This is a genomic window from Asticcacaulis sp., from assembly GCF_051956075.1.
GTDB lineage: Bacteria > Pseudomonadota > Alphaproteobacteria > Caulobacterales > Caulobacteraceae > Asticcacaulis.
On the sequence record NZ_JBQCGA010000033.1, the window covers coordinates 39540 to 58255 of the forward strand.

Here is an 18716-nt window from a genome sequence, read left to right on the forward strand (position 1 = left end):
TTGCGCGCGGCTGATCCGAAACCGGTTGGCGGGCGTAAGGCTTCTCGTTAGGGGACGTTTCGACAAGGATGACCGATGAAGCCGTTGCTCGCCTCCGCCGCCCTCACCCTTTTGCTATCCGCGCCTGCTGTGGCGCAGGACTCATCTGCCAGAAGCGTCGTCTCGCCGCAGGGCGTATGGATGCGCGGCGACGGCAAGGCGCGGGTGCGCATCGCGCCGTGCGGCGACGATCTGTGCGCGGTGAATCTGTGGATTCGCCCTGGGGTGAAGAATGAAAAGGTCGGCGACAAGCTGGTCATGAGCGTGCGTCAGGACAGCGACGCTCAGTGGACCGGCAAGGCCTATGATCCGCAGCGCAAACTCACCTACAAGCTCACCATGACGATTTCAGATGCGCGCCGCATGACCACCACCGGCTGCGTGCTGGGCGGTTTGATCTGCAAGGACGCGTACTGGACGCGGCTTGAGAATGACGGTCGCGGTCAGGGTTGACGGCCCGGAACCAGGCTGCCCGCCAGGCTGGCGACGGCGGTGATGACCATGCCCCAGCCCATGTCGAGCAGGCTTAAGGACAGCGGCCAGTCGCGGATCACCGCCAAGGCGGTCAGATCGTAGGTCGCATAGGCGACGAGCCCGAACAGCGCGCCTCTGAGCATGGTGGTCAGTCGCGACGCTCCCGGCAGGACGATCAGCACGGTGACGCCCAGCGCATAGAGCGCGTAAAAAGCGCCCGCGGCGGCGAAATTGACCCGCTCGGCCAGCAGGCTCGCCATGGCGTCATGGTAGATGGGCGAGGTGGTGGACAGCCACACCCCGTCCAGCGCCAGCAGGGCGGCCAGCACCGCCGCATAGGTCAGAACGCTTCGCATCAGATGCGCGCCAGCGGTTGCAGGATGCGGCCCAGCCAGGTTTTCGGGATGATGGTCCCGGCCTGCGCGACCAGACACAGGCAGTCCTCGGCGCTGGCTATGGCGGGCGAATGGCTGTCGTTTTCGTCGCGGATGGCCAGATCGCCGCGTTCATAGGTTCCGAAGGAATCGCTGAACGAACCTTTCAGCACCAGCGTCGCCTCAAAACCTCTGTGGCTGTGTTCGGGCATGACCATGCCGCCCTTGACGAACATCAGATAGGTCTTGACGTCGTCCTCCCCGCCGATGTCGATGGGCGCCATCCACACGCCGGGCGCCGCCCAGTAGCGGTTGCGGATCGCCGCGTCGCGTAAAGATTCGGGCAGTTCGAAGCCCTGCAGGAAGGCCCGATGGGGTTTCGCCTTCGCCGGCGCCCTCCCCGCTTCAGAGCGTTCGATGTCAGGGCGTTCGATGCGCGCCAGAGCCAGATCGAGCGCCGAAGACGACATATCGACGCCGTCAACCGTGCTGAGCAACGCGCCGCCGATGGCGTCATACAGGGCCAGGTCTTCGCGGCAACGCGCGCAGGCCTCGATATGGGCGCGGGCGACAAGCGCCATGCCTGCAGGCAGGCGACCGCGATGATAATCCCACAGAACCGCTTCATCGGGATGGTGATGCGGGGTCGTCATGAACGCTCTCCAGATACAGTCGCCGTGAACCCGTTACGCAGACGGGTCAGGCCTAGACGCAGCCGCGACTTCACGGTGCCCAGCGGAATCGACAGGGTGCGGGCGATGTCGCCATGCGACAGGTCTTCAAAAAAGGACAGGCGCAGAATCGTCTTCTGCTCGTCCGGTAAATCTTCGATCAAAGCCGCCAGCACGCCGGAGGACTGCGAGATGGCTATCTGCTCGTCCGCCGGTTTGTCGGCTTCGGGCGCCCACAGATCTTCGGGCAGATCCTTGGCGCGGCTGGCCTTGCGCGCGCGGTCGATGCGCAGATTGCGCGCAATCGAATAGAGCCAGGTCGCGCCCGACGCCTTGTCAGGGTTGAACAGGTGCGCCTTGCGCCACACGTTCAGCAGGGCGTCCTGCGCCAGATCCTCGGCCTCGGCGGCGTTCAGGCCCTGCCCCATGACGAAGGCTTTCAACCTCGGCGCATAAAGACTAAACAGGCGCGCATAGGCGTCGCGGTCGCGATGCTCCGCAATCCGCAGGATCAACGCCTCCGCCGAAATATCGGGTCGGCGGGCGATGGGGTCTGTCCTCTCGTCCATAAGCGCAGAAGACCTGATTGTCAGGGCGCGGTCAAAGGTCATTTTCCGTAACGGGCCGCTAGGCTGGAATGAAATATGCTTTGAATACGCGGCGGATGGCTTTGTGGATCACCGACAGGCGCAAGGCGCATGAGGTGATCCGCAGGCGGCGGGGTCGCGTACTCAATGGGTAAGCCGCCAACCGGGACGTATATAATGCACGACACCCCATCTTCGTCTCGCCGCCGTATCGCCGTGGTCGGAACCGGCATAGCCGGTCTGTCGGCGGCCTGGAGCCTGCGCGATCATGCCGAACTGACGGTGTTCGAGTCCGAGGCGTGCGTCGGCGGGCACAGCCACAGCGTCAATGTCGGGACCAAGGAAGCGCCTCTGTGGGTCGATATGGGCTTCATCGTGTTCAATGAGCCGTGCTACCCCAATCTGGTGCAGTTGTTCCGTGCGCTGGATGTCCCGCATCAATTGTCGGATATGTCCTTCGGCGTTTCGATCGACCGCGGGCGGCTGGAATATTCGTCTCTGGGTCTGCGCGGCCTGTTCGCCCAGACGCGCAACCTGTTCCGCCCGCGCTTTTTATCGCTGCTGCTCGACATTGTGCGCTTCTACCGCGAGGCGCCGCGCGACCTGGCAGCGCGCAGCCGCCCCGGCTACCGGCTCGGCGACTATCTGAAGGATCGTAACTATGGCCGCGCCTTTATCGACGACCATCTGCTGCCGCAGGCCGCGGCCATCTGGTCCACCTCGGCGGCGCAGATCATGGACTATCCGTTCCGCGCCTTTATCGCCTTTTTCGAGAATCACGGCCTGCTGAAAATCCTCGACCGCATCCTGTGGCGCAGCGTGATCGGCGGCGCTCAGGCCTATGTCGGGAAGCTGATCGCGCCTTTTAGCGACCGTATCCGCACCTCGACCGCCGTCGTCGCGGTCGAACGCCACGCCAGGGGCGTCACCCTGCGCGACAGCCATGGTCAGTCGTATGAGTTCGACGAGGTGATCTTCGCCACCCACGCCGACGTCGCTTTACGCATTCTCGGCGAGGCGGCGACCGCGCAGGAGCGCGCCGTTCTCGGCGCCTTCTCCTACACGCGCAACGAGGTCGTGCTGCACACCGATGCGAGCCTGATGCCGCGTCGCCGCGCCGCCTGGTCGAGTTGGAACTATATCGGCGAGCGCACCGGCGACGCGGACCGCCAGCTCTGCGTCACCTACTGGATGAACCTGTTGCAGGTCTTGCAGACGCAGCAGGACTATTTCGTCACGCTCAATCCGACCCATGCGCCCGATCCGGCTAAGGTGATCAAGCGCATCGACTTCGAGCATCCTTTGTTCGACGCCGCCGCCATCGCCGCGCAAGGCGCTCTGGCCGATTTGCAGGGCCAGCGTCATAGCTGGTTCTGCGGCGCCTATTTCGGCTCCGGCTTCCATGAGGACGGGCTTCAGGCCGGTCTGGCGGTCGCCGAGGCGATTTCAGGCGTGCGCCGTCCGTGGGATTTCGACTGGTCGCTGAGCCGCATCCGTTACAATCCGTGGGAGGCCGCAGACGCCTTCGCCGTGGCGGCGGAATAGGCATGGATCAGGCGCTCTATGTCGGTGAGGTCGTGCATCAGCGCTTTGCGCCGAAGCGGCACCGGCTGGCCTATCGCGTCTTTCAGACCCTGCTTGATCTCGACGCGCCGCAAAGCCTCGACCGGTTGCGGTTTTTTTCGCGCAACCACTTCAATCTGTTCAGCTTCTATGACCGCGATCATGGGCCGGACAAGGCGGATACGGCCTCGCCGCTACGCGAGCGCATGACGGCTCTGCTGCGCCGCCACGGTCTTTATGAGCCGGGCGACCATTTGTTTCTCATGGCCATGCCGCGCGTGCTGGGCTTTGTGTTCAATCCAATCAGCCTCTATTTCGCGCAAGCGCAAGACGGTTCGATGCGCGCTGTTATCTATGAGGTCAACAACACCTTTGGCGATCGCCATTCCTATGTCTTGCCGGTGCGGGTGAGCGAACCGCATATCCGCCAGAGCAGCGACAAGCGGCTGCATGTCTCGCCCTTTATGGATATGGACATGGCCTATCGCTTCGACCTGACCGCGCCGGAGGAGCGTTTTGTGTTGCAGATCCGGCTGAATCGCGCCGAGACGCCGATGCTGTTCGCCGGGTTTACCGCGCAGCGACGGACGCTTGACGACGCGCAGCTTCTGCGTCTGTTTTTCGTCATGCCGTTTCTGACCCTGAAGGTGGTGCTGGGCATCCACTGGGAGGCGCTGCTGTTGTTCGCCAAGGGGCTGCGGCTGAAGCCGAAGCCGCCGACGCAGAAGTCGAGCGTCAGCGCCGCATCATGAGCGGGCTGAACCTGATAAGCCTGTTCAATCGTCTGACGCCGAAAGAGGCGTCGGTGCGCCGCGTGGCGCACGACGTCGCCTATGGCGCGCATGAACGCCATCATTATGACGTTTATGCGCCGAGGGCGGCGACCGATCCTCTGCCGGTGCTGATCTTCTTCTATGGCGGCGGCTGGTATTCCGGGTCGAAGGACGACTATGTCTGGATGGGGCATGCGCTGGCGGCGATGGGCTATGTCGTCGCCATACCCGACTACCGCGTCGCGCCGGAAGCGGTCTATCCGACCTTTTTGCAGGACAACGCCGCCGCCATCGCGCACCTGATCGCGCATGTCGGCGGCTGGGGCGGCGATGCGGCGCGGCTGGGCGTATGCGGCCATTCGGCGGGCGGCTATGCGGCGGCGATGATGGCGCTGGATCGGCTCTATTTCGGCCCCATACGGGGAAGCTCCGTGATCCGCGCCTGCGCCGGCATTTCCGGTCCCTATGACTTTTATCCGTTCGATGTGCCGGAATCGCGCAACGCCTTCGGCCACTGGCCGCGCCCGGTCGAAACCCAGCCGGTCAGCCATGTTGCGCGCACCAACACCGCCTTTTTGCTGCAACAGAGCCGCGCCGATACGGTGGTGGGGACGCACAATGCTGTCAATCTCAAGGCCTGTCTCGATGTCGCCAGGGCCGATGTGACGCTGAAACTCTATGACGGTCTCAGCCATCAGGACATGGCGGCGGCCCTGTCGATCCCGTTCCGCTGGAAGGGGTCGGTCTATCGTGATCTGCGGGCGTTTCTGAAGCGGGCTCTGTAACGGGGGACGCCAGGCGGCCTTAAGCGGAGTGATGCGCCGCGATTTACGCGGCTTAACCCTTCGGGGCGGCTTCGCCGTTGCGGGCCCTTTCGGGTCGCGCCGAACCTGCGGTTCGACACATAATACCCACCATTAAAAAACCCCACCTTACGGCGGGGTTTTTTAATGGTGGAGCTAAGCGGAGTCGAACCGCTGACCTCTTGAATGCCATTCAAGCGCTCTACCAACTGAGCTATAGCCCCATCTTTAGAACTTCATGCCAAAAAGTGGACGCCACTTTTTGGAAATACATGAGGTGTCGTAAATTCAGAGCGCGTCGCGCTCTGAGATGGTCCCGGAGGCCGTGGCCCGCCGAGGCCGCGACTTCTATTTCAAGGCTTGATCGTGCGCAAGTCCTTTTGCGCACTTTTTCGCACTTTTTCGCGACACGCTCAAAAGCCCAATTGTAACGGGCGGTTATCGCCAAGAAAAAAGCCGCCGGAGCGTTCCGGCGGCTGATTTTTAGATATTGTCCTCATCGTCATCGTCGGGCAGGCCCTCGATGTCGTCTTCGAAATCGTCATCATCATCGTCTTCGAGGAACGGCACATCGTCGCCGTCGTCATCGTCAAGATCGGCGTCTTCGATATCCATATCGACATTGTCGCCGCCGCCGCCAACGCGGGCCGGGTCGGCGGGGTCGAGGTCTTCGTCCTCGTCGATGACGATCGGATCGTCCGCGACCACTTCGTCGATTTCGGGCGCGGAGACATCGGCCTCTTCGTCCTCGTCGTCGTCTTCGCCCTTGGTCTTGGCCTTGACCTGATCTTCGGCTTCCTCGTCCGTATCCTCATAGTCCGGCTCGGTGGCGCGGACGCGGGTGCGGCGGGTGCGCACGATTTCTTCCTGGTCGAACTCGAAGTCGCAGCGCGGGCAGTGCGCCGGATGCTTGTTCAGGTCGTAAAATTTCGCCGTGCAGTTCGGGCAGACTTGCTTGGCGCCTAATGCGGGATCAGCCACGATAAATCCTCTGGCAGAAAATAGCTGTTGCGTTCGCCCCCCTTGCCACTAGATAAGCCTCCTGTCAAAAGCTTAAATCCGCCCCGGACGCAATTTTTCGCAAGCTGATTTGCGCTGAAAAGGCCGGGCCTCATCCCGACCACATCATGTCCAAACCTTACGCTTCCGTCAGATTGTCGCCGCCGAAAACCCCTGTTGGCGGCAGGATCGTCCTGCCCGGCTCCAAATCCATCACCAATCGCGTGCTGCTGATCGCGGCGCTGGCGAAGGGAAGGAGCCATATTTCCGGCGCGCTCAAGAGCGACGACACCACCTATATGGCGCAGGCCCTGCGCCAGTTGGGCGTGACGGTGACCGAAAACGGCGAGACGGATTTTGTCGTCGAAAGCTCCGGCGTTCTGAGCGCGTCGCAAGCGCCTTTGTTCCTCGGCAATGCGGGCACCGCCGTGCGCTTCCTGACCGCTGCCGCCGCCCTGATCGAGGGCGAGACGGTGCTGACCGGCGATGCGCATATGCAGAAGCGACCGATTGCGCCTTTGGTGACGGCGCTGAACGCGGCGGGCGTTCGCGCCGTGGCGCCGAGCGGCTGCCCACCGGTGACGGTGTCGAGCCGCGGCGGTTTCGCCAACCGCGACCTCGTCGTGGACGCCAGCCTGTCCAGTCAGTACGTTTCAGCCCTTTTGATGGCGGGCGTAGCGGGCGATGCGCCCCTGCGTCTGGGCGTCAAGGGCGACGATATCGGCGCGCGCGGTTATATCGACATTACGCTGACCTGCATGCGCGCCTTTGGCGCCGAGATCGCGCCGACCGGGCCGTTGAGCTGGGAGATCGCCAACACGCCCTATGCGGCGCGCGATTACTGGGTCGAGCCGGACGCCAGCGCGGCGACCTATCCGTGGGGGATCAACGCCCTTCTGGGCGCGCAGATCGACATCGGCATCGCGCCTGGCGACATGATGCAGCCGGACGCGCGGGCCTATGACTATATTGCGCAGTTTCCGAACCTGCCCGAGGTGATCGACGGCAGTCAGATGCAGGACGCGATCCCGACGATCGCCGTGCTGGCGGCGTTCAATTCCCGCCCGGTGCGCTTTGTCGGCATCGCTAACTTGCGCGTCAAGGAGTGCGACCGCATCAACGCTGTGGCGACCGAATTGAATCGCATCCAGCCGGGTCTGGCGCAGGAGATCGGCGACGATCTGCTGATTACGCCCGACCGCAGCCTGATCGGTCGGCGCGTCGAGGTCGATATTCACACCTATCATGACCACCGCATCGCTATGGCGTTCGCCCAGGCCGCTCTGGTGATCGAAGGTCTGCGCATTCTCGATCCGGGCTGCACCGCCAAGACCTGGCCGAACTACTGGCGCGATCTGCAAAGCGTCGGCGTCGAGATGGCGTTTGAGTGACAGACGGTCTTGGTTGTGCTAATATGACCATGACTTGTGACTATGGGCATATGATTATGGACGACGCATCGCATTCCATCGGCGCCGGCGAATTCAAGGCGCGTTGCCTGAAGCTACTCGACGAGGTGGCGCAGACGCGTCAACCGCTGATCATCACCAAGCACGGCAAGCCGGTCGCGCAGCTCACGCCCCTGCCGCCGAAGAAAAGCCCGTTCGGCTTGATGGCGGGCAGCGTTCTTTATGAAGGCGACATTATCTCGCCGATTGACGTCGAATGGAACGCCAATAAATGAGTCTTATCCTGCTGGACACGCACGTCCTGATCTGGATGACCGACAATTCACCGCGTATCGGCCCGCAAACGCGCTCATTGATCGAACGGGCTTCGATGGCGGGTGAGCTGTGCATTTCGGCCATGACCGTATGGGAAATCGCCATGCTGGATTCGAAAGGCCGTCTCAATCTGGACCGGGATATTCAGGTCTGGATCGACACGGTCCTGGATGAGGGCGGTTTGTCTCTGATGCCTCTGGCTCCCAAAATCGCTTTCGCCAGCACACGTTTGCCTGACGGCTTTCACAGCGATCCGGCAGATCGGGTCATTGTCGCAACGGCGCGGCATCTTCATGCGCAATTGATAACCGAAGACCGCCTGATCCTGTCCTATGCGGGTTTGGGTCATGTCAACGCCCAAGGCTCCAGTTCGTGAAAACGCCATTCATCATCGCCGTTGATGGTCCCGCCGCTTCCGGCAAGGGCACACTAGCCGCCATTCTCGCTGACGATTACGGACTGCCTTGTCTGGACACCGGGCTTTTGTACCGTGCGGTCGGGCATCTGGCGCGGGGCGCTGATCTTGACGACCATGCGGGCGTCGCCGCTTTGGCGCAGGGTATCGACGCCGGGCTGCTGGCCGACGAGGCCTTACGCGGGCGCATGGCGGGCGAGATGGCGTCGCGCGTGGCGGCGATCCCTGAGGTGCGCGCCGCGTTAAAATCCTTTCAGGTCGCCTTCGCCAACCAGCCGGGCGGCGCCGTGCTCGATGGACGCGACATCGGTACGGTCATTGCCCCGCACGCCCCGGTCAAGCTGTTTGTCACCGCCGAGCCGGAGACGCGCGCGCGCCGCCGCTGGCTTCAATTGTCGGCGCACGATCCTGAGCTGGCCTATGAGACGGTGCTGAACGATATCCGCGTGCGCGACGCGCGCGATTCCGGCCGGGCCGACGCGCCTTTGGAAAAAGCGGCGGACGCGCTCTTGCTTGATACGACCGACTTGGATATAGAAGCCTCCATCGCGGCCGCGCGATCCCTTGTGAAAAGCCGTTGTGGCGCCTGAACGGGCGTCAAATCTCAACAGCGGCGGTTAAGAGGCAGCACAAAGGGTCCGCCTTCGGGACTTGCTTGTCAGGTCCGGTCCACCCCTTGGGGCCTGCCGATTATGGCCGCCTCCCAAACATCTGAAAACCCATTCAAAGCCGCACCCCGCGCCCCGCCCGCCGCAGATCGCCCGCCCGGCCTCTTGCGGATCGACCGGCATTTGGCGGACACGGACACGCGCCAACCCAAGAAGTGCTTATTTATGAGCGAATTTAATCCCTCCCGCGACGATTTCGCCGCCCTGCTCGACGAGTCGATGCATGGCCGCGACATGCTCGAAGGCCAGGTCATTCACGGCGTCGTCGTCGGCGTTGAAAAGGACTATGTGACGGTCGATGTCGGTCTGAAGACCGAAGGCCGCATCCCCTTGAAGGAGTTCGGCTCCGAAGGCGGCAATCTGAAGACCGGCGACCATGTCGAGGTCTATCTGGAGCGCGTCGAGAACGCGATGGGCGAAGCGGTCATCAGCCGCGACAAGGCCCGCCGCGAAGAAGCCTGGACGCGCCTCGAAGCCATCTTCAACCGCGGCGAGCCGGTCATGGGTTCGATCGTCGGCCGCGTCAAGGGCGGCTTCACCGTCGATATGGACGGCGCTTCGGGCTTCCTGCCGGGTTCGCAGGTCGATATCCGTCCGGTGCGCGACGTCGCCCCGCTGATGGGTAAGGAACAACCCTTCGCCATCCTGAAGATGGACCGTCCGCGCGGCAATATCGTCGTGTCGCGTCGCGCCATCCTCGAAGAAGCCCGCGCCGAGCAGCGCACCGAACTGGTCGGCCAACTGGCCGAGGGCGAGATCCGTGAAGGCGTGGTCAAGAACATCACCGATTACGGCGCGTTCGTGGACCTGGGCGGCATCGACGGCCTTCTGCACGTCACCGATATGAGCTGGAAGCGCGTTTCGCACCCGTCGCAGGTGCTGAACGTCGGCGATACGGTGAAAGTCCAGATCATCAAGATCAACCCGGACACGCAACGCATCTCGCTGGGCATGAAGCAGCTTCAGTCCGACCCGTGGGAAAACGTCGATGTGAAATACCCGGTCGGCGGCAAGTTCACCGGTCGCATCACCAACATCACCGACTACGGCGCCTTTGTGGAGCTGGAATCGGGCGTCGAGGGTCTGGTCCACGTTTCGGAAATGTCCTGGACCAAGAAGAACGTCCATCCGGGCAAGATCGTCTCCACCTCGCAGGAGGTTGAGGTCGTGGTTCTGGAAGTTGACGCCGCCAAGCGCCGCGTCTCGCTGGGCCTGAAGCAGGCGCAGAACAATCCGTGGGACGACTTCCTGGCCGCCCATCCGATCGGTTCGACCATCGAAGGCGAAGTCAAGAACGCGACCGAATTCGGTCTGTTCGTCGGCTTCGAAAACGACATCGACGGCATGGTCCACCTGTCCGACCTCGACTGGAACCTGCCGGGCGAAGAAGCCATCGCCAAGTATAAGAAGGGCGATGTCGTCAAGACCAAGGTTCTGGACGTCGACGTCGATAAGGAGCGCATCTCGCTCGGCGTCAAGCAGCTCGGCGGCGATCCGATGAGCGGCGATACCTTCCGCAAGGGCCAGACCGTCACCGTCACCGTCACCGAAGTCACCTCGGGCGGCATCGAAGTCCGTTTCGGCGACGACGACGCGCCGATGTCGGCCTTCATTCGCAAGTCGGACCTGTCGCGCGACCGCAACGAGCAGCGCGTTGAGCGCTTCGCCGTCGGCGACCGCATCGACGCCCAGGTCACCAATGTCGACAAGGCGGCCCGCAAGGTCTCCGTGTCGATCAAGGCTCTGGAAATGGCCGCCGAAAAGGAAGCCATCGAACAGTACGGCTCGCAGGATTCGGGCGCTTCGCTCGGCGACATCCTGGGCGCCGCCCTGCGCGACAAGCAAAGCTCGTAAGGGCTCTGCGGCTCGCTGATACTTTAAGAAGCCGGAGCGGAAACGCTCCGGCTTTTTTCGTTCGGGCCGATCATGCGGCCAGACCTTATGCCGCACAGCGAAAAAACTTGGGCATGTTACCGCTATCAATGCGTTAATTAATGTCCAAGCCCTTGAACTGTTTTTCTTTTTCCATCATGCTCGCCCCTCAGGTTTACCAGCCGGGGGAAACGATGCTGAAATCCGAACTGATTGAGCGTCTGGCGTCCGAATATCCGCACCTGACTCAGAAGGACGTCGAGCGCGTCGTCAATCTGATCCTGGATTCGATGGTCAGCACGCTGGAAAAGGGCGGTCGCGTGGAATTGCGCGGCTTCGGCGCCTTTTCCGTGCGCTCGCGCCCGGCGCGCGCGGGGCGCAATCCGCGCACCGGCGAGGCGGTCAGCGTTCCGGCCAAGCACGTCCCTTTCTTCAAGAGCGGCAAGGAATTGCGCGAACGCCTCAATCTCAGCGGCGACGACAACGCCTGATATCAGGAGCTACAGATGAGCATCGCCTCCGAATTCAAAACCTTCATGATGCGCGGCAATGTCGTCGATCTGGCGGTCGGCGTCGTCATCGGCGGCGCCTTCGGCAAGATCGTCACCTCGCTGGTCAATGACATCATCATGCCGCCGATCGGTTATGTGACCGGCGGCGTCGATTTTTCCGAGCTGAAATGGATACTGGTTCCGGCGGACGCGGCGACCAAGACGGCGGAAGTCGCCATCTCCTACGGCGCCTTCATCAACACCATCATCCAGTTTGTGATCATCGGCGCGGCGATCTTTCTGGTGGTCAAGGCGATCAACAAGCTGATGCCGCCGCCCCCGCCGCCGCCGCCCGCGAATACGCCCAGTCAGGAAGAATTGCTGGCCAATATTCTTGACGAGCTGAAAAAGCAGAACGCCAAATAAACCAAAGGCCGGTGGAGCGACCCACCGGCCTTTTTTCGTTCTGTCGGTCCGTCTTAATCGAACAGGGTCGCCAGACCGATAACCTCCATATCCTGCGCCGCCGCGCGGAAGACGGGGATTTCACCTACATAGCCGCTCAGGCGCCCCTTATCGGTATAGCGCCGGACGAAGGCGTCAACGTCAAACAGGTCGCCGATCATGTCGAGCAGGTCGCCCGCCAGATAGACGCCGCCGCGCGCGCCGAGGATCAGCGCCACATCGGCGGCCATGGCGGCGAACCAGCCCATTGAGAGGTCGATGACCTGATGGGCGCGGGTGTCGTCCGCCATAGCGCGGGCGATGATCTCCTCCGGTCCCGGCACGTCGATCTCGTCGCCGTCGATCTCGGCCAGGGCGCGCCAGATATCGACCAGGCCGGGAATCGAAATCACCCGTTCACGCGACACATGGCCATATTTCTTGATCAGAATGCGCAGGACCTGCGCTTCGAGATCATTGGTCGCCGCCAGATCGGAATGCCCGCCTTCGGTCGGCATGGCGGTCCACGCGCCCATGCCGTCAGGCGCCAGCGCCGCGACGCCCAGGCCGTTATGCGGGCCCAGCACGGCGATCACCTGCTCCTCCATCGCCTCGCCACCGCAAATCTGTTCGCGCTCGGACGGTTTCAGCCGGGGTATGGCCAGCGCCTTGGCGACGAAATCATTGACCAGATTCACGCGCTGGACGTGGAGAAAGTCGCGCATTTCGCTGCGGCTGATCGAAAAGCCGTGATTGGGCAGCTTGATCACGCCGCCGCGCTCCCAACCGGCGGCGGACACCGCCGCCCCCGTCAGGTTCGGCCCGCCCTTGTCGCTCAGAAAATCCGAGATGGCGTCGCGAAAGGCGTTAAGATCATTGCATGCGTATTGTGTGGTCTTTTCCGGTCGCGAACCGGGACGCGCCAGTGCGAGTTTAAGAGACGCGCCATTACTGATATCGCTCAACAGAACGTAATCGTTCATTTTATTTGCCTGCCCATGTTTATTATTATGGTATTTTCTTACTCGCGTCTGTGACGTGACGCGGTGTGTTTAGACATGAAACTAGAATTAAAATCTTGATTTTTGTTAAAGGCTTCTCCACCTATGCGGCGAAATCGAGGTGATTTTGTGCAAGTGGATATAAAGATTTGCGGCCTTTCGACCGCGGAGGCCATAAGGGCGGCGTTAAAAAGCGGCGCCGATTACCTTGGCTTTATTCATTTCCCTAAAAGTCCGCGCCATCTCGACCTGCCGGACATGGCGGTCTTGATGCGGCAGGCGCGCGATGTGACCCCGGATGCGCGCCTGGTCAGCGTGGTGGTCGATCCCGACGATGCGCTGATCGACGCGCTGCGCGATAAGGTGAAGCCCGGCCTGATTCAGTTGCACGGCAAGGAGACGCCGCAGCGCGTCGCCGCCATTCGCGCGCGCGCCGGATTGCCGGTGATCAAGGCGATCAGCGTGTCCGAAGCCGCCGATCTTGACGCTGGCGTAGCCTATGAGGCGGTCGCCGATTATCTTTTGTTCGACGCCAAAACGCCGAAGGACGCAGCCTTGCCCGGCGGCATGGGGCTCAGCTTCGACTGGACAATCATGCGCGGCTGGGTAGGGGAAAAACCCTGGTTTCTGGCGGGCGGGCTGGATGTGGGCAATATCGCGGAGGCCGCCCGCATCAGCGGCGCGCGCGCCTTTGACATATCCTCAGGGGTTGAATCTGCGCCGGGGGTCAAAGACCCCGCCCTGATTTCGGACTTTCTTCGCGTCGCAAAATCGCTATAAGGCCAGTCTCTTTTGTGCGCTGTGGCGTATAAGGGAGGCGCGCAAGGCCACCGTATGATGCGGTCGCCGCGCCGAGGAGAAGGAGCCAAATTCCGTGAACGACAGCGTTCTGCGATCCAATGCCTACAACCTGCCGGACGCCAAGGGCCGGTTTGGTCAGTTCGGCGGTCTCTATGTGCCCGAGACCCTGATGCCGCTGGTGCTGGAGCTGAACGAAGCGTGGCAAAGCGCGCGCAACGATCCGGAATTCTGGGCCGAATATCACTCGCTTTTAAAGTTTTTTGTCGGCCGCCCCTCGCCGCTCTATTTCGCCGAACGGCTGACCGAGCATTTCGGTGGGGCCAAGATTTATCTGAAGCGCGAGGAGCTGAACCACACCGGCGCGCACAAGATCAATAACTGCATCGGCCAGATCCTGCTGGCCAAGCGCATGGGCCGTACGCGCATCATCGCCGAGACCGGCGCGGGCCAGCATGGCGTCGCTTCGGCCACGGTCTGCGCGCGTTTCGACCTGCCGTGCGTCGTCTATATGGGCGCGCTCGATGTCGAGCGGCAAAAGCCCAATGTCTTCCGCATGCGCCTTCTGGGCACGGAGGTGGTGCCGGTCACCAATGGCAACGGCACACTGAAAGACGCGATGAACGAGGCCCTGCGCGACTGGGTGACGAATGTTCACGACACCTATTACATGATCGGCACGGCGGCGGGCATGCACCCCTATCCCGAAATGGTGCGTGAATTCCAGACCGTGATCGGCAAGGAAACCAAGGCGCAGATCATGGAGCTGGAAGGCCGCCTGCCGGACGCGGTCATCGCCTGCGTCGGCGGCGGGTCGAACGCCATCGGCATGTTCCACCCGTTCCTCGACGATGAGGGCGTGAAGATTGTCGGCGTCGAGGCCGCAGGCCACGGGCTTGAGGTCTATAACGGCCATGCCGCCTCGATGAATGGCGGGCGTCCGGGCGTGCTGCACGGCAACCGCACCTATCTGTTGCAGGACGAGGACGGTCAGATTCTCGAAGGCCATTCGATCTCGGCTGGGCTCGACTATCCGGGCGTCGGTCCTGAACATGCGCACCTGTTCGATTCAGGCCGCGCGCGCTATGTCACCGCCACCGACAAGGAGGCGCTGGAGGCGTTTCAACTGACCTCGAAGCTGGAAGGCATTATTCCTGCGCTGGAATCCTCGCACGCCCTGGCGCGCGTCGGCGATCTGGCCAGGGAGGTCGGCAAGGGCGGCATCGTCGTGCTCAACCTGTCCGGTCGCGGCGACAAGGACATTTTCACGGTCGCCAATGCGCTTGGGGAGGGTATGTAATGGGCGTTTCTCGCATAGATGCGCGCTTTGCCGAGTTGCAGCGCGCCGACAAGGCCGCCTTCGTCGCCTATATTATGGCGGGCGATCCTGACCTTGAGACATCGTTCCAGACCCTGAAAGGCCTGCCTGCCGCCGGGGCCGACCTGATCGAGCTGGGCTTTCCGTTCTCGGACCCGATGGCCGAAGGCCCGACCATCCAGCGCGCCGCTGAACGATCCTTGAAGAACGGCACGAAGATCGCGCACGTTTTTGAACTGGTGAAGCGCTTTCGCGAAAGCGATCAGACGACGCCGATCATCCTGATGGGCTATATGAATCCGGTCGAAAACCGCGGCTATGAGGGCTGGGCCGCCGCCATGGCCGACTGCGGCGCCGATGGCCTGATCGTGGTCGATTGCCCACCTGAAGAAGCCGGAGAGCTGACCGATGCGCTCGACGCGCACGATCTGGCGCTGATCCGGCTGGCGACCCCGACCACGGACGCATCAAGGCTTGAGACGGTGGTGCGGCGCACGCGCGGCTTTATCTATTACGTCTCGGTCACCGGCGTTACCGGCGTCAAGGAGGCTGATGCGGCAGGCGTCGCCGATCAGGTGCAGCGCGTGCGCGAAGCGGCGAAACTGCCGGTTGCTGTCGGTTTCGGCATCCGCACGCCGCAACGCGCCGCTGAGGTCGCCCGCGTCGCGGACGCCGCTGTGGTCGGCTCGGCCTTGGTCGATGAGATCAACATATCTTTACTCGAAAACGTAGCCGCTGACACAAAAGTGCTGGAAAAGGCCGCGATTTTGGCTAAGGCTGTCCATTCCGCTCGGGAATAAGGTTTACGGAGTACCCTATGGCTATGGCCGATTCCTCGAACAAAGGCCCGAAACTGCCCCCCGCCAACCGTCCGGCGGAACGCCGTGAACGTGGCGGCTGGCTGAGCAAGATCGCTCCGGGCGTGTCGAAATTCGTCTCCCGCCGCGAAACGCCGGAAAATCTGTGGGTCAAATGCCCCGATACGGGCGAGATGATCTATCGTTCGGACCTCGACGCCGCCCTGTGGGTGACGCCGTCCGGCTATCATATGCGCATCGGCGCGTCGCAGCGGCTGAAATACACCTTCGATGACGGCCAGTGGGAAACCATCGACGCGCCGGATGTGCCCGAAGACCCGCTGCAATTCTCCGACGGCAAGTCCTATACCGAGCGCCTCAAGGCCGCGCGCGCCAAGACCGGCGCCAAGGACGTGATGGCGATTGGCTATGGCAAGGTGCAGGGCGTGGATTGCATCGTGCTGGTGCAGGATTTCGCCTTTATGGGCGGCAGCCTTGGCACGGCGGCGGGCGAAGCCTTTGTCGCCGCGGCCCGCGCCGCCATTGAGCGCAAATGCCCGATGGTCTGCTTCACGGCGGCGGGTGGCGCCCGCATGCAGGAAGGCGCCCTGTCGCTGATGCAGATGGCGCGCACCACCCTGGCGCTTCAGGAGCTGAAGGCAGCGCAACTGCCCTATATCGTGGTGTTGACCGATCCAACCACCGGCGGGGTGACAGCGTCTTACGCGATGCTGGGCGATATTCATCTGGCCGAGCCGGGCGCGATGATCGGCTTTGCGGGCCGCCGCGTGATTGAGAACACCATCCGCGAAAAGCTGCCTGAAGACTTCCAGACCGCCGAATATCTGGTTGAAAAGGGCATGGTGGACCGCGTGGTGCCGCGCAATGAATTGCCCGAAGTGCTGGGCGCGCTGATGGCGATGTTGATGGGCGGACGGCGCCGGGCGGCCTGAGTTCCGGGGTCTGGGGCCAATTGGCCCCAGCCGTTCCTTTTCTAACAGAAAACCCGGCGTTTAAGCGCCGGGTTTTCTGTTAGAACGAAGATGTGGGGTCAATCGACCCCACGCCCCTTAACGCAAGCCGCGCCATGACCGACCGCCTCCTCCCCTTCGACGCTCCTTTAGAACGCCTCAAGGCGCTGCATCCCAAGCTGATCGACCTGAATCTCGACCGGATGTCGCGCGTCTGCGCCGCGCTTGACGATCCGCAACTGAAATTGCCGCCGGTGGTGCATGTCGCGGGCACCAATGGCAAGGGCTCGACCCTCGCCTTCCTGCGCGCCATGGCCGAAGCCGCCGGTCTGCGCGTGCATGTCTATACCTCGCCGCACCTCGTCCGTTTCGCCGAGCGCATCCGGCTGGCCGGTCGTCTGATCACGGACGATCAGCTTGCCGACGTGCTGAACCGCGTCGAAGCCGCCAATGCGGGTCAGCCCCTGACCTTCTTCGAATCGACCACGGCGGCGGCGTTTCTGGCTTTCTCGGAGACGCCCGCCGATCTGGTGTTGCTGGAGACGGGCCTTGGTGGGCGGCTGGACGCCACCAATATCATCCCCGACCCGCGCCTGACTGTCATCACGCCGATCGACTACGACCATCAGGCCTTTCTCGGCAATGAACTGAACCAGATCGCACGCGAAAAGGCGGGTATTTTCAAACGCGGAACCCCTTCCCTGTCGGCGCGACAAGCCGATGAGGCGCGCGATGCGCTGGAGCGGTCGGCGCTGAAACTCGGCGTCGATTTGCGCATTATGGGCAAAGGCTTCGATGGCTGGCGCGAGGGCGAACGGCTGATTTTTCAGGACGAGGACGCGCTTTACGACTTTCCGGCCCCTTCCATACCCGGCGCGCATCAGTTTGATAATGCGGCGCTGGCCATCAAGGCGGCGCTGATGCTGGACATTCCACCCGACGCCATCGAACGCGGCCTGCAAACCGCGGCATGGCCGGGACGCCTGCAAGCGATCAAGGCCGGGCCTTTGCGCGACGCCCTGCCCGAAAAGGCGTCCGAACTGTGGCTCGACGGCGGCCATAATCCCCACGCCGCCCGCGCCCTGCGCCGCTTTATCGACGCCATGCAGGACCGCGACCCCAAGCCCTTGCACATCATTTGCGGCTTGATCAATACGAAGGACGCTTCGGAATTTTTCGCGGAACTGGAAGGGCTGAAGGCCGATATCGCCTGCGTCGGCTTTTCCAGCGACGCGGCCATCCCGCCCGCCGACCTGGCTGAAAAGGCGCGCGCCCACGGCTTCAAGGCTGAAGTCGCGGAAAGTCCATTGGCCGCCATTGAGGCCCTGCCGCCCGGCCCGCGCCGCGTACTGATCTGCGGCTCGCTCTATCTGGCGGGCGATGTGCTGGCCCTGTCGCCTGAGACCTGGCCGGTTTGATTTTTAACCACGGAAAACACAGAAAGCACGGACATGAAATTTAACGCGTTTCCGTGTTTTCCGTGCTTTCCGTGGTCAATAAAAAACCCCGCCGCAGAACGGCGAGGCTTAACTTTAAGGGTTTGACCCGAAATCACGCGATTTCGTTTTCGCCCAGCCATTCCAGCAGCTTGGCCTTGGGCATGGCGCCGACCTTCATCGAGGTCATCTGGCCGCCCTTGAACAGCATCATGGTCGGGATGCCGCGCACGCCGAAGCGCGACGGCGTCATCGGGGAATCCTCGATGTTCAGCTTGGCGATCTTGACCTTGTCGCCAAGGCCATCGGCCAGTTCCTCAAGGATCGGCGCGATCTGCTTGCACGGGCCGCACCATTCGGCCCAGAAATCGACCAGAACCGGCGTGTCGGACTTCAGCACATCGGCTTCAAAGCTGTCATCGGTGATCTTGTGCGTCGCCATGTCTGGCTCCCTTCAAAACAAATTCAGATGCAGATGTAAGCACGACGGCGACAGAA

22 protein-coding genes and 1 tRNA gene are annotated in these 18716 nt (G+C 62.3%); 16 read left to right on the forward strand and 7 right to left on the reverse strand.

Going from position 1 to position 18716, the window contains the following annotated elements:
• The first annotated feature begins 75 nt into the window (after nt 1-75).
• Complete coding sequence (locus tag ACTHLA_RS09050) at nt 76-492, forward strand: DUF2147 domain-containing protein (protein WP_440187637.1); 417 nt, start codon at nt 76-78, stop codon at nt 490-492.
• Here ACTHLA_RS09050 and ACTHLA_RS09055 read toward each other — a convergent pair.
• The 3 genes from ACTHLA_RS09055 to ACTHLA_RS09065 are packed head-to-tail and all read right to left on the reverse strand — an operon-like array spanning nt 483 to nt 2127.
• Nucleotides 483-869 carry a DUF2177 family protein gene (locus ACTHLA_RS09055; protein ID WP_440187640.1) on the reverse strand — a complete coding sequence of 129 codons (387 nt, stop codon included), beginning with the start codon at nt 867-869 and terminating at the stop codon, nt 483-485. The two genes, ACTHLA_RS09050 and ACTHLA_RS09055, sit on opposite strands and share 10 nt — an antisense overlap.
• Nucleotides 869-1540: a ChrR family anti-sigma-E factor gene (locus tag ACTHLA_RS09060; RefSeq protein ID WP_440187643.1), complete on the reverse strand. Its 672-nt coding sequence runs from the start codon at nt 1538-1540 to the stop codon at nt 869-871. Before ACTHLA_RS09060 ends, ACTHLA_RS09055 begins: the two co-directional genes overlap by 1 nt.
• Nucleotides 1537-2127 carry a sigma-70 family RNA polymerase sigma factor gene (locus ACTHLA_RS09065; protein ID WP_440187646.1) on the reverse strand — a complete coding sequence of 197 codons (591 nt, stop codon included), beginning with the start codon at nt 2125-2127 and terminating at the stop codon, nt 1537-1539. Before ACTHLA_RS09065 ends, ACTHLA_RS09060 begins: the two co-directional genes overlap by 4 nt.
• A 195-nt stretch (nt 2128-2322) precedes the next feature.
• Here ACTHLA_RS09065 and ACTHLA_RS09070 point away from each other — a divergent pair, with 195 nt between their 5' ends.
• From ACTHLA_RS09070 to ACTHLA_RS09080, 3 genes are read left to right on the forward strand one after another with little or no spacing between them, the layout of a single operon-like run.
• Nucleotides 2323-3690 (forward strand): NAD(P)/FAD-dependent oxidoreductase, encoded by a 1368-nt coding sequence (locus tag ACTHLA_RS09070; RefSeq protein WP_440187649.1) that lies wholly within the window; start codon nt 2323-2325, stop codon nt 3688-3690.
• 2 nt (nt 3691-3692) lie between these two features.
• Nucleotides 3693-4460 carry a DUF1365 domain-containing protein gene (locus ACTHLA_RS09075; RefSeq protein ID WP_440187652.1) on the forward strand — a complete coding sequence of 256 codons (768 nt, stop codon included), beginning with the start codon at nt 3693-3695 and terminating at the stop codon, nt 4458-4460.
• Entirely contained in the window at nt 4457-5266 is an 810-nt protein-coding gene (locus ACTHLA_RS09080) for an alpha/beta hydrolase (RefSeq protein WP_440187655.1), read from the forward strand. Before ACTHLA_RS09075 ends, ACTHLA_RS09080 begins: the two co-directional genes overlap by 4 nt.
• A gap of 166 nt (nt 5267-5432) precedes the next feature.
• On the opposite strand, the gene ACTHLA_RS09085 is transcribed toward ACTHLA_RS09080, so the two are convergent.
• Together ACTHLA_RS09085 and ACTHLA_RS09090 are read right to left on the reverse strand one after the other, a co-directional pair.
• A tRNA-Ala gene (locus ACTHLA_RS09085) sits at nt 5433-5508 on the reverse strand.
• A 259-nt stretch (nt 5509-5767) separates the two neighbouring features.
• Nucleotides 5768-6265, reverse strand: a complete 498-nt coding sequence (locus tag ACTHLA_RS09090; protein ID WP_440187658.1) for a TIGR02300 family protein — start codon at nt 6263-6265, stop codon at nt 5768-5770.
• A gap of 146 nt (nt 6266-6411) precedes the next feature.
• On the opposite strand from ACTHLA_RS09090, the gene ACTHLA_RS09095 reads away from it, so the two are divergent.
• The 7 genes from ACTHLA_RS09095 to mscL all read left to right on the forward strand — a co-directional run bounded on the left by ACTHLA_RS09095 (nt 6412) and on the right by mscL (nt 11879).
• Entirely contained in the window at nt 6412-7674 is a 1263-nt protein-coding gene (locus tag ACTHLA_RS09095) for a 3-phosphoshikimate 1-carboxyvinyltransferase (protein ID WP_440187661.1), read from the forward strand.
• A gap of 56 nt (nt 7675-7730) precedes the next feature.
• Nucleotides 7731-7967, forward strand: a complete 237-nt coding sequence (locus ACTHLA_RS09100) for a type II toxin-antitoxin system Phd/YefM family antitoxin (protein ID WP_440187664.1) — start codon at nt 7731-7733, stop codon at nt 7965-7967.
• Nucleotides 7964-8383 (forward strand): type II toxin-antitoxin system VapC family toxin, encoded by a 420-nt coding sequence (locus ACTHLA_RS09105; RefSeq protein WP_440187667.1) that lies wholly within the window; start codon nt 7964-7966, stop codon nt 8381-8383. Before ACTHLA_RS09100 ends, ACTHLA_RS09105 begins: the two co-directional genes overlap by 4 nt.
• Nucleotides 8380-9012 carry a (d)CMP kinase gene (gene cmk / locus ACTHLA_RS09110; protein WP_440187670.1) on the forward strand — a complete coding sequence of 211 codons (633 nt, stop codon included), beginning with the start codon at nt 8380-8382 and terminating at the stop codon, nt 9010-9012. The genes ACTHLA_RS09105 and cmk overlap by 4 nt, the downstream gene beginning before the upstream one ends.
• 243 nt (nt 9013-9255) lie before the next feature.
• Nucleotides 9256-10944, forward strand: coding sequence for a 30S ribosomal protein S1 (rpsA, locus tag ACTHLA_RS09115; protein ID WP_440187673.1), 1689 nt, complete (start codon nt 9256-9258; stop codon nt 10942-10944).
• Nucleotides 10945-11156: 212 nt separating this feature from the next.
• Complete coding sequence (locus ACTHLA_RS09120; protein WP_440187676.1) at nt 11157-11453, forward strand: integration host factor subunit beta; 297 nt, start codon at nt 11157-11159, stop codon at nt 11451-11453.
• Nucleotides 11454-11468: 15 nt separating this feature from the next.
• Complete coding sequence (gene mscL / locus ACTHLA_RS09125) at nt 11469-11879, forward strand: large-conductance mechanosensitive channel protein MscL (protein ID WP_440187679.1); 411 nt, start codon at nt 11469-11471, stop codon at nt 11877-11879.
• A gap of 53 nt (nt 11880-11932) precedes the next feature.
• Here mscL and ACTHLA_RS09130 read toward each other — a convergent pair whose 3' ends face one another.
• Nucleotides 11933-12880, reverse strand: a complete 948-nt coding sequence (locus ACTHLA_RS09130; protein ID WP_440187682.1) for a glucokinase — start codon at nt 12878-12880, stop codon at nt 11933-11935.
• Nucleotides 12881-13003: 123 nt separating this feature from the next.
• On the opposite strand from ACTHLA_RS09130, the gene ACTHLA_RS09135 reads away from it, so the two are divergent.
• The 5 genes from ACTHLA_RS09135 (at nt 13004) to ACTHLA_RS09155 (ending at nt 18200) form a co-directional block, all read left to right on the forward strand.
• A complete protein-coding gene (locus ACTHLA_RS09135; protein ID WP_440187685.1) occupies nt 13004-13678 on the forward strand; it encodes a phosphoribosylanthranilate isomerase in 675 nt (224 codons plus the stop codon).
• A 94-nt stretch (nt 13679-13772) separates the two neighbouring features.
• The gene (gene trpB / locus ACTHLA_RS09140) at nt 13773-14996 is read left to right on the forward strand and encodes a tryptophan synthase subunit beta (protein WP_440187688.1); all 1224 of its coding nucleotides are present in this window, start codon (nt 13773-13775) and stop codon (nt 14994-14996) included.
• Entirely contained in the window at nt 14996-15814 is an 819-nt protein-coding gene (gene trpA, locus ACTHLA_RS09145) for a tryptophan synthase subunit alpha (RefSeq protein WP_440187691.1), read from the forward strand. The genes trpB and trpA overlap by 1 nt, the downstream gene beginning before the upstream one ends.
• Nucleotides 15815-15831: 17 nt before the next feature.
• Nucleotides 15832-16764 (forward strand): acetyl-CoA carboxylase, carboxyltransferase subunit beta, encoded by a 933-nt coding sequence (gene accD / locus ACTHLA_RS09150; RefSeq protein ID WP_440187694.1) that lies wholly within the window; start codon nt 15832-15834, stop codon nt 16762-16764.
• Between the two features lie 134 nt (nt 16765-16898).
• A complete protein-coding gene (locus ACTHLA_RS09155; protein WP_440187697.1) occupies nt 16899-18200 on the forward strand; it encodes a bifunctional folylpolyglutamate synthase/dihydrofolate synthase in 1302 nt (433 codons plus the stop codon).
• Nucleotides 18201-18333: 133 nt separating this feature from the next.
• Here ACTHLA_RS09155 and trxA read toward each other — a convergent pair whose 3' ends face one another.
• Nucleotides 18334-18660, reverse strand: a complete 327-nt coding sequence (gene trxA, locus ACTHLA_RS09160; protein ID WP_440187700.1) for a thioredoxin — start codon at nt 18658-18660, stop codon at nt 18334-18336.
• Nucleotides 18661-18716 lie beyond the last annotated feature (56 nt).

Bases quoted from the DNA above. Each gene is read 5' to 3' on its own strand.
- accD (WP_440187694.1), top strand. From the start codon at position 15,832: ATGGCTATGGCCGATTCCTCGAACAAAGGCCCGAAACTGCCCCCCGCC.
- ACTHLA_RS09095 (WP_440187661.1), top strand. From the start codon at position 6,412: ATGTCCAAACCTTACGCTTCCGTCAGATTGTCGCCGCCGAAAACCCCT.
- ACTHLA_RS09130 (WP_440187682.1), bottom strand. From the start codon at position 12,880: ATGAACGATTACGTTCTGTTGAGCGATATCAGTAATGGCGCGTCTCTT.
- mscL (WP_440187679.1), top strand. From the start codon at position 11,469: ATGAGCATCGCCTCCGAATTCAAAACCTTCATGATGCGCGGCAATGTC.
- trpA (WP_440187691.1), top strand. From the start codon at position 14,996: ATGGGCGTTTCTCGCATAGATGCGCGCTTTGCCGAGTTGCAGCGCGCC.
- ACTHLA_RS09080 (WP_440187655.1), top strand. From the start codon at position 4,457: ATGAGCGGGCTGAACCTGATAAGCCTGTTCAATCGTCTGACGCCGAAA.
- ACTHLA_RS09050 (WP_440187637.1), top strand. From the start codon at position 76: ATGAAGCCGTTGCTCGCCTCCGCCGCCCTCACCCTTTTGCTATCCGCG.
- ACTHLA_RS09070 (WP_440187649.1), top strand. From the start codon at position 2,323: ATGCACGACACCCCATCTTCGTCTCGCCGCCGTATCGCCGTGGTCGGA.
- ACTHLA_RS09075 (WP_440187652.1), top strand. From the start codon at position 3,693: ATGGATCAGGCGCTCTATGTCGGTGAGGTCGTGCATCAGCGCTTTGCG.
- ACTHLA_RS09060 (WP_440187643.1), bottom strand. From the start codon at position 1,540: ATGACGACCCCGCATCACCATCCCGATGAAGCGGTTCTGTGGGATTAT.
- ACTHLA_RS09055 (WP_440187640.1), bottom strand. From the start codon at position 869: ATGCGAAGCGTTCTGACCTATGCGGCGGTGCTGGCCGCCCTGCTGGCG.
- ACTHLA_RS09135 (WP_440187685.1), top strand. From the start codon at position 13,004: ATGCGGCGAAATCGAGGTGATTTTGTGCAAGTGGATATAAAGATTTGC.
- rpsA (WP_440187673.1), top strand. From the start codon at position 9,256: ATGAGCGAATTTAATCCCTCCCGCGACGATTTCGCCGCCCTGCTCGAC.
- ACTHLA_RS09065 (WP_440187646.1), bottom strand. From the start codon at position 2,127: ATGGACGAGAGGACAGACCCCATCGCCCGCCGACCCGATATTTCGGCG.
- ACTHLA_RS09120 (WP_440187676.1), top strand. From the start codon at position 11,157: ATGCTGAAATCCGAACTGATTGAGCGTCTGGCGTCCGAATATCCGCAC.
- ACTHLA_RS09105 (WP_440187667.1), top strand. From the start codon at position 7,964: ATGAGTCTTATCCTGCTGGACACGCACGTCCTGATCTGGATGACCGAC.
- ACTHLA_RS09100 (WP_440187664.1), top strand. From the start codon at position 7,731: ATGGACGACGCATCGCATTCCATCGGCGCCGGCGAATTCAAGGCGCGT.
- trxA (WP_440187700.1), bottom strand. From the start codon at position 18,660: ATGGCGACGCACAAGATCACCGATGACAGCTTTGAAGCCGATGTGCTG.
- ACTHLA_RS09155 (WP_440187697.1), top strand. From the start codon at position 16,899: ATGACCGACCGCCTCCTCCCCTTCGACGCTCCTTTAGAACGCCTCAAG.